The sequence below is a fragment of the Halobellus ordinarius genome (assembly GCF_031823395.1).
Lineage (GTDB): Archaea > Halobacteriota > Halobacteria > Halobacteriales > Haloferacaceae > Haloquadratum > Haloquadratum ordinarius.
Map to the genome: position 1 here is coordinate 487643 of NZ_JAVQKJ010000005.1, position 6558 is coordinate 494200.

Annotated in this window: 8 protein-coding genes; 4 read left to right on the forward strand and 4 right to left on the reverse strand. The window is 61.2% G+C overall.

The window, feature by feature from the left end; genetic code table 11:
• Nucleotides 1-11: 11 nt before the first annotated feature.
• Both RJT48_RS09140 and cdd read right to left on the reverse strand, forming a co-directional pair.
• On the reverse strand, nucleotides 12-830 hold the full coding sequence (locus RJT48_RS09140) for a nucleoside phosphorylase (RefSeq protein ID WP_311171953.1): 819 nt from the start codon (nucleotides 828-830) through the stop codon (nucleotides 12-14).
• Nucleotides 831-932: 102 nt separating this feature from the next.
• Nucleotides 933-1391, reverse strand: coding sequence for a cytidine deaminase (gene cdd / locus RJT48_RS09145; RefSeq protein WP_311171954.1), 459 nt, complete (start codon nucleotides 1389-1391; stop codon nucleotides 933-935).
• A 130-nt stretch (nucleotides 1392-1521) separates the two neighbouring features.
• On the opposite strand from cdd, the gene RJT48_RS09150 reads away from it, so the two are divergent.
• From RJT48_RS09150 to RJT48_RS09160, 3 genes are all read left to right on the forward strand, one after another.
• A complete protein-coding gene (locus RJT48_RS09150; RefSeq protein ID WP_311171955.1) occupies nucleotides 1522-1836 on the forward strand; it encodes a DUF7520 family protein in 315 nt (104 codons plus the stop codon).
• Between the two features lie 73 nt (nucleotides 1837-1909).
• A complete protein-coding gene (locus tag RJT48_RS09155; protein WP_311171956.1) occupies nucleotides 1910-2191 on the forward strand; it encodes a DUF8142 family protein in 282 nt (93 codons plus the stop codon).
• Nucleotides 2192-2339: 148 nt separating this feature from the next.
• Nucleotides 2340-2951, forward strand: a complete 612-nt coding sequence (locus RJT48_RS09160) for a DJ-1/PfpI family protein (protein WP_311171957.1) — start codon at nucleotides 2340-2342, stop codon at nucleotides 2949-2951.
• A gap of 69 nt (nucleotides 2952-3020) precedes the next feature.
• On the opposite strand, the gene RJT48_RS09165 is transcribed toward RJT48_RS09160, so the two are convergent.
• Nucleotides 3021-3611: a GNAT family N-acetyltransferase gene (locus RJT48_RS09165; RefSeq protein ID WP_311171958.1), complete on the reverse strand. Its 591-nt coding sequence runs from the start codon at nucleotides 3609-3611 to the stop codon at nucleotides 3021-3023.
• Nucleotides 3612-3850: 239 nt separating this feature from the next.
• On the opposite strand from RJT48_RS09165, the gene RJT48_RS09170 reads away from it, so the two are divergent.
• On the forward strand, nucleotides 3851-4117 hold the full coding sequence (locus tag RJT48_RS09170) for a PRC-barrel domain-containing protein (RefSeq protein WP_311171959.1): 267 nt from the start codon (nucleotides 3851-3853) through the stop codon (nucleotides 4115-4117).
• A 98-nt stretch (nucleotides 4118-4215) separates the two neighbouring features.
• Here the strand turns inward: RJT48_RS09170 and RJT48_RS09175 are convergent, their stop codons facing one another.
• Entirely contained in the window at nucleotides 4216-5535 is a 1320-nt protein-coding gene (locus RJT48_RS09175) for an RNA-guided endonuclease InsQ/TnpB family protein (RefSeq protein WP_311171960.1), read from the reverse strand.
• Between the last annotated feature and the right edge of the window lie 1023 nt (nucleotides 5536-6558).

Consider the following 6558-nt stretch of genomic DNA (forward strand, 5'->3'; position numbering starts at 1 on the left):
CCCCGCCGGTATCAGTCGATTGAAAGGCCGGGATGCCAGTGGTCGACTCCCGCCGCCTGCTTTTTTTCCGCCATCTTCGCGAGCAGGTGAACCGCGAGGCTCGCCGTCTCGGCCGCCCGGGATTCGCCCTCGGTCCGGAATTCGCCGGTGATCCGATTCGCGTACACGGAACAGACCGCCCCCGCCCGGAGTCCGTAGATGTTCGCGAGGGTGAGAAGCGCTGCGGCCTCCATCTCGATGTTCTTCACGTTCGCTGCCCTCAGGTCTTCGACCAGCGATTCCGATCCGGCGGCGCGGAACTCCTCGAAGCCCGGGCGTCCCTGCCCGGCGTAGAACGAGTCGGCGCTCATCGTGAGGCCGACGTGGTAGTCGTATTCGAGTCGCTCTGCGGCGGCGACGAGCGCGGAGACGACCTCCCGGTCGGCGACCGCCGGGTAGTCCTCGCGGACGTACTCCGCGGAGGTGCCCTCCTGTCTGACCGCGCCGGTGGTGATGACCAGATCGCCGACGTCCATCTCCGGTTGGATCGCGCCGCAGGAGCCGACGCGGATGAACGTCTCGGCACCGACGCGAGCCAACTCCTCGACTGCGATGGCGGCGGAGGGACTTCCGATCCCCGTCGACGTCGTCGAGATCGGCGTCCCCTCGTACGTGCCGGTCGCCGTCCGGTACTCCCGGTGAGAGGCGCGCTCTTCGGCGTCGTCCCACAGCGCGGTGATCTTGTCAACGCGCTCGGGGTTGCCGGGGAGGAGGACGCTGTCGGCGACGTCGTCGGGACCGACGTCGATGTGGTACTGGACCTCGTCCCCGGGATCTTCGCTGTCGCTCATACGGGCTTTCCAGCGCCCAGCGAAAATAGGCTGTCGCCTGTGGGGACCGGTGGCAACTCCATCGGCGCCGCTGAATTACAGCTATGCGTCGGTGCGTCCCAGTTACGCGTCGGAGTCGTCGTCTACGTCGGCAGCGCCCTCCGCGGACGCCGCACGGTCTGCAGCGGCCGCATCCAGCGTCGCCGGCGAGATCGTGTCCGGGAGTAACTCCCCCAAGGTGTAGGTTGTCGTCTCCTCGCCGCCCTGGTCGCAGACGACCTCGAAGTCCTCGCCGGCGAACTCCGCGAGCGTCTGGCGACACATCCCACAGGGTGTCACGCCGTCGCGAGCGCCCGACGAGACCGCGATGCGCACGAACTCGCGGTGGCCTTCCCTGACGGCGGCCGCCACGGCGACCTCCTCGGCGTGGAGACTGTTCGAGTAGTTCGCGTTCTCGATGTTGCAGCCGACAAACACCGATCCGTCGGCGGTTTCGAGTGCCGCTCCCACGCGGTACTCCGAGTACGGGACGTAGGCCTCCGACAGTACCGTCCGGGCGCGTTCGACGAGGTCGTCAGTCATCAAGTCCGCTTTTTCGCGGCGGGCGCTTTACGCTGTCGTCGGATCGGCGTGTCGGGCGCACCGAGCGGCCGTACTGATCTCCATCGCCTCGAAGAACAAGACCAAAGCCGCCCGCGCACGTATGGTTCCTGTGAACTCCGAGTCGGACACGAACGAACCGGTGAAGCCGACTGGTACCCCGGGCCTCGGCCGCAAGATCCTCCTGGCTGTCGGCGCGAGTGTGATCGTGATCTCGGGGCTCGTCGGGGCGATCATCGGGGGAAACGGCGCCGCAGTCGTGTCGGAATCCGCGATCCTGGGGACCGCCCTGACGATCCCGACGAGTCCCGTCGCGATGGCGCTCTACGGGATGGCCGTCGCGACGCTCGTGCTCGGCACGCTCTTCGGACTCGTCGAACTCGCTTCGCGCCTCGAAGACGCGGAGGGGCCCGAGGAGCGGACCTGAAAAGCGAGGTCGTGGCCGCAAGCGACACGCCGACAGCGCACCGTTTTTATCCGTCCAGTGCCGACTTCGGGGTATGACAACGCCCACGTCCGCGGAGGATCGCGCCGAGGGCGCAGGGCCGCCCGACGAGGAGTTCGATCCGAACGCCCCGCTCGGGGAGTCCGGATCGCGGAACCGAAAACGGGCGGCGCTCGCGGTCGCGCCGTTTCTCGTGATCGGCCTGGGGAACGTGGTATTACTTCTCGGCTGGGGGATCGAACCGCTGTGGGCCTTCGCGATCCTGCCGCCGATTCTCTTCTGTACCGTCCTCGCGTACATCGTCTTCAGCACGGACTTCCTCGAGGATCGGACCTGATACTGATTACTCTCACTTGTTACCGCCGAGCGCCATCCCCGCTGGCGGCGCTCGGCGGGAAGAGACGAGAGTAATCAGTATGACTCCCGCGGCGGGATCCGCGCCCACCGGCCGCCCTCTTTACTACCGCTGAGCCCGATCCCGGAGTATGCTCGTCCACATCCTGATTTTCGATGGGTTCGACGAACTGGATGCGCTCGGCCCCTACGAGGTGTTCCAAACGTCTGCACGCGTCGGCGCGGACTGTCGAGTGTCACTGATCACCCACGACGAACGGGCCACTATTACCGGGCTGAATGGGGTCGAGATCGTTCCGGACGGTGTTCTCACCGCCCCGGAGGACGAACGAGCGCCGGATCTCCTACTCGTGGCGGGCGGTGGATGGGATACCGAGGACCGGGGCGTTCGCCGTGAGATCGAACGCGGCCACGTGCCGGAACATATCTACGAACACTGGAGTAGCGGCAACCGGATTGCGGCGGTCTGTACGGGCACGATGCTCCTGGAAGCGGCCGGCGTCCTGGATGGCCGCCCAGCGGTGACCCACCAGCACGCACTGGAGGACCTTCGGGACAGGGGCGTCGAGGTTATCGAAAAACGGGTAGTCGACGCCGGGGACGTCGTGACCGCGGGCGGGATCACCAGCGGTATCGACCTCGCACTCTACCTCGTCGGCCGTGAGTTCGGGACCGAGGTTGCCGACGAGGTGGCCGAGATTTTGGAGTACGATCGCGGGACGGACGTCGCAACGGCCGAGTAAGTCCGTCCCATCGGGCAGAGAGCAGCGCGAATCGTGTTGATGGGGAACCGCTGTGCGGGGCCGTCCGTCTCAGCCGCCGGTGTCGTACTTGTAGGTCGCCTCCGAGGGATCGATCCCGAAGTCCTCGGCGGTCTCCTCGACGTTGTCCCCCTCCTCGGGTTCGTCGGCCGGCGACGCGTTCTTGAACCGCTCGCGGAACGTCTCCGGAACGTCGAAGTCGGCCGCATTGATCGCCATCGCGATTACGTCGTCGCCGCGGGTCTCGCGGACGGCCTCCAGCCGCTCCTCGACGGGCGCCGGAAGGTCGGCGACCTCCCGCGGTTCGAAGCCGAAGGGCGTGAAGTACGACGGCTGGCGCGTGAACGTGTAGACCGTCTCGTAGCCCTCGTCGCTCGCCTCGTCGACGAGCCGCTCCATCACGTGGGCGCCGACGCCCTGCTGTCGCCACTCCGCGAGGGTGTAGACAAAGGCGAGTTCGCAGAACTCTCCCTGGTCGGTCTTGTGGACGCGAATGCGGCCGAAGCCGGCCTTCCGCGACGTCTCCTCGTCGAGGGCAATCACGTAGTCCCGGGACCGAAACGCGGGATCGTCGATGTCCGCCTCCTCGATCCTGTCGAGTAACCAGACCTCATCGCGGTTTTTGGCGTCCCGGACGTACATAACGAAGTCTACGACACCGGGATGGAAGTGTATTGCGGAGCGGTCAGTTGGAGACGGATAGTGGGACGGGATCTGAATTGGGGAGCCGCTTCTTCGTGATAGTGGTTCAGATTTCACCGAACAACCACCTCATAATAGGATTACCACACTTCGAACGAGCATCGTTCAGTGCAGCGCGTTGCTGAAGTGGTAGTTTCAGCTATCTCGCAGATTAAGTAGTTCGTGGCGTAGGACCACATATGGTCCTCGCATCCTCCCTGACTGGCAATGAGGTAATGACGACCGAAGGCACGGAACTCGGCGTCGTCGAAAGCATCACAATGGATGCCAAGACAGGAGATCTACAGAACCTACGGCTGAGGGCACACGGTGGCGGCGGTGGTGGCTATCACCAGATCGATGATGGCCAACTCCTGGTCCCGGCCGATCGTATTGAGGCAAGACAGGACTACCTACTCGTCCGGCCGCCGCGGGAGAGCCGAGCCGGGACGCTTGATGAACCGTAGTGTCGTGAGTAGTCAGTTTGCGTGAAATAATGCTGCACAGATGGTTCTGATTGACATCCTCCTCCGCCTGAAGGCGGAGGAATCCCGAGTTTGGGATATTAGGGTTTGGAGTCTACCACTTGTGCCTGCGGTTGGAATCCGCTGGACAAGTCATATAGGTAGACTTCGGGCTGTGCCAACCAGCCGGTACTCCTATCCTCGCCCAAACAGGCCGAAGACTCGGAGTTACTTTGATTGATGTCGAGACGGATGTTCTCTGCCCCATTCACGTCAGCGTTGAACGCATCCTCGTGCTCCTCACACACGTACAATCCACGCTCAACACGTTGACTCTCGTCTTTCCTACCACAAATACAACACGTTTTGCTCGTGTCGCGCTCTGAAACTTCTACGACTTCAATACCCTCCACCTTCGCTTTGTACGTGAGAATCTTCACGAAGCGGTCGAACGCCCACCCGTGCAAATCAAGGTTGCCGTGCTTCCCCCAGTTCTTCGACTCGCCGTTTTCGTCCTCTCGGATGCCTTCGAGCTTGCCGACGTTGATTCGACAAACACGGTTCTCGATACATCGTTCAACGATGTGTTTGGCGAGGCTGTGGAAAAAGTGATTACGGCGTTCCGACCACTTCGCGTGTAACTGAGTGGCCCGTTCTCCGCCAGAGTCATCGCACTTGGCGATTTCCTTCGGGAAGTAGTAACCGTCCTGCTTCAAGCGGTTGCCGGGGTACAGGTCGGCTTCCTCGGTGCTGTACGACACGGCGGCGAAGTTGCTAATCCCAAGGTCGATTCCCGCTGTCTCGTTGCCGGGGGCAGTGGGCGTCTCGATTTCGTCTTTGCAAACGAGGTGGAGTTCCCACCGCTCTTTCGCCTTGTCGTAGACTGCGCGGACTTGTTGCAGGTTTTCGACCGTGACGCCGGGGCGTGTCTCGTACTCGACAAGGATGTACTCCCACGCTTTCGGGTGTTCTTTGTGGTTCGCACCTTTCGAGAGGCGGACTCGATTGTTCTTCGTGTCGTGTTTGATGCCGTTTTGCTTCCACGTGATGGTGGAGCGAGGGTGTTCCTCGTGGACGCGGTTGCCGTGGTCGTCGTAGTAGTTTTTCTTGCGGTAGCCGGGCGGATTCGCGCGACTGTCAGACTTCCTCTTTTTGTACCACGAGTTGAAGGCTTCAGCGAGTTCCTCCAGAACGCGCTGACTGGACTGCGAGTGCAATCCCTTGTACTTGTTGTGACCTTTTAACTCGTCTTTGAGGTCGCCGTGGCCGGGAATCTCGCCCGTCTCCTTCCAGACTTCTCGGGAGTAGTGGTTAGCGACGTTCCAGAGCTTGCTTCCACTCCACCCGTGCCGGTCGAGCGGTTCCTCTACCTGCGAGTGGTTGAGGATTTTCGCTTGGTGGGTACGGTGGACTTCCAGCATTTGGAACGTCTGTATAACCTCTTATACTCGCTATTATTGTAAAGATTCGGATTGAGAACGTGGAATATCCAGCCACTACCATCAACGGTGGATTGTTGAACGGGTGGTCGGATTCATCCCGCGCCTAAAGGCGCGGGTATTCTCCTTGCTCTCTATAATTGTTGGGCCCCGGTGAAAATGACCAAAGACAGTATCAGACCAGTTCCGAACAAGGCCCCACACCAGACGAGAATAGCTCAGTATAGTTCGCTCACATCTCGAACGGGGAGATACTGATTACTTCCCCTGCGGGGTTCTGATAGGAGCATAAAGGCTGTATGCGGACATAAAGAGTGGTCAGTATGCCCTCTCGCCGAAGATTCGTCACTGCTTGCAGCGCCGGTATTTGGCTGATAACCGGCTGTCTTGGGACTATCTCACAACCGGACATTCCCCGTGAGACGCAGATACTCGACGAACAAGCGACAATCGAGCCGGGTGCCTATCAAGAGTGGCCCCTCTCCGACCGCATCGACAACTCTACGTTTACTCCGAAGGATGAAAATCCCATCTTTAGTTACGAGTTTGTCGTTAGAGACGGGCCAGCGATGGTAGTCGCTGCGACCACCAGCGAGGAGCTCAAACGCCGCGCAGAGACAGGCGGCCAATATAGAATATGGGGTGGGACTCGGAGCGAGGGTCAACGAGGAGCAACGAGTGAACCGATGCCCACAGAGCTACTCGAAGTGCTCGTGGCCGATAACCAATAGATGGGTTCGAAGACGCTGACACCAGACCGTGATCCTGCAACAGTTCACGTCCAAGCCTATCTCAGCACCCCGAAACAGGCCTGAATCAGTTATCTACCTGAACCAACTCGGAGAGGGTATCATAGAAAGGTCATCACACCCAAAGTAGAGACCGTTCAGTTCAGCCCACCTTTTTGCTGCGTCGGGTCGCGCTGCGCGCGACCACTCCTTGCAAAAATCTGGACCAAAAAGTGACCGACTCCGCCGCCTTCGGCGGCTTCGTCGGTGAACCGCT

Excerpts from the sequence above, each read along its gene's own strand:
- RJT48_RS09140 (WP_311171953.1), bottom strand. The coding sequence starts at position 830 with ATGAGCGACAGCGAAGATCCCGGGGACGAGGTCCAGTACCACATCGAC.
- cdd (WP_311171954.1), bottom strand. The coding sequence starts at position 1,391 with ATGACTGACGACCTCGTCGAACGCGCCCGGACGGTACTGTCGGAGGCC.
- RJT48_RS09155 (WP_311171956.1), top strand. The coding sequence starts at position 1,910 with ATGACAACGCCCACGTCCGCGGAGGATCGCGCCGAGGGCGCAGGGCCG.
- RJT48_RS09160 (WP_311171957.1), top strand. The coding sequence starts at position 2,340 with ATGCTCGTCCACATCCTGATTTTCGATGGGTTCGACGAACTGGATGCG.
- RJT48_RS09165 (WP_311171958.1), bottom strand. The coding sequence starts at position 3,611 with ATGTACGTCCGGGACGCCAAAAACCGCGATGAGGTCTGGTTACTCGAC.
- RJT48_RS09170 (WP_311171959.1), top strand. The coding sequence starts at position 3,851 with ATGGTCCTCGCATCCTCCCTGACTGGCAATGAGGTAATGACGACCGAA.
- RJT48_RS09175 (WP_311171960.1), bottom strand. The coding sequence starts at position 5,535 with ATGCTGGAAGTCCACCGTACCCACCAAGCGAAAATCCTCAACCACTCG.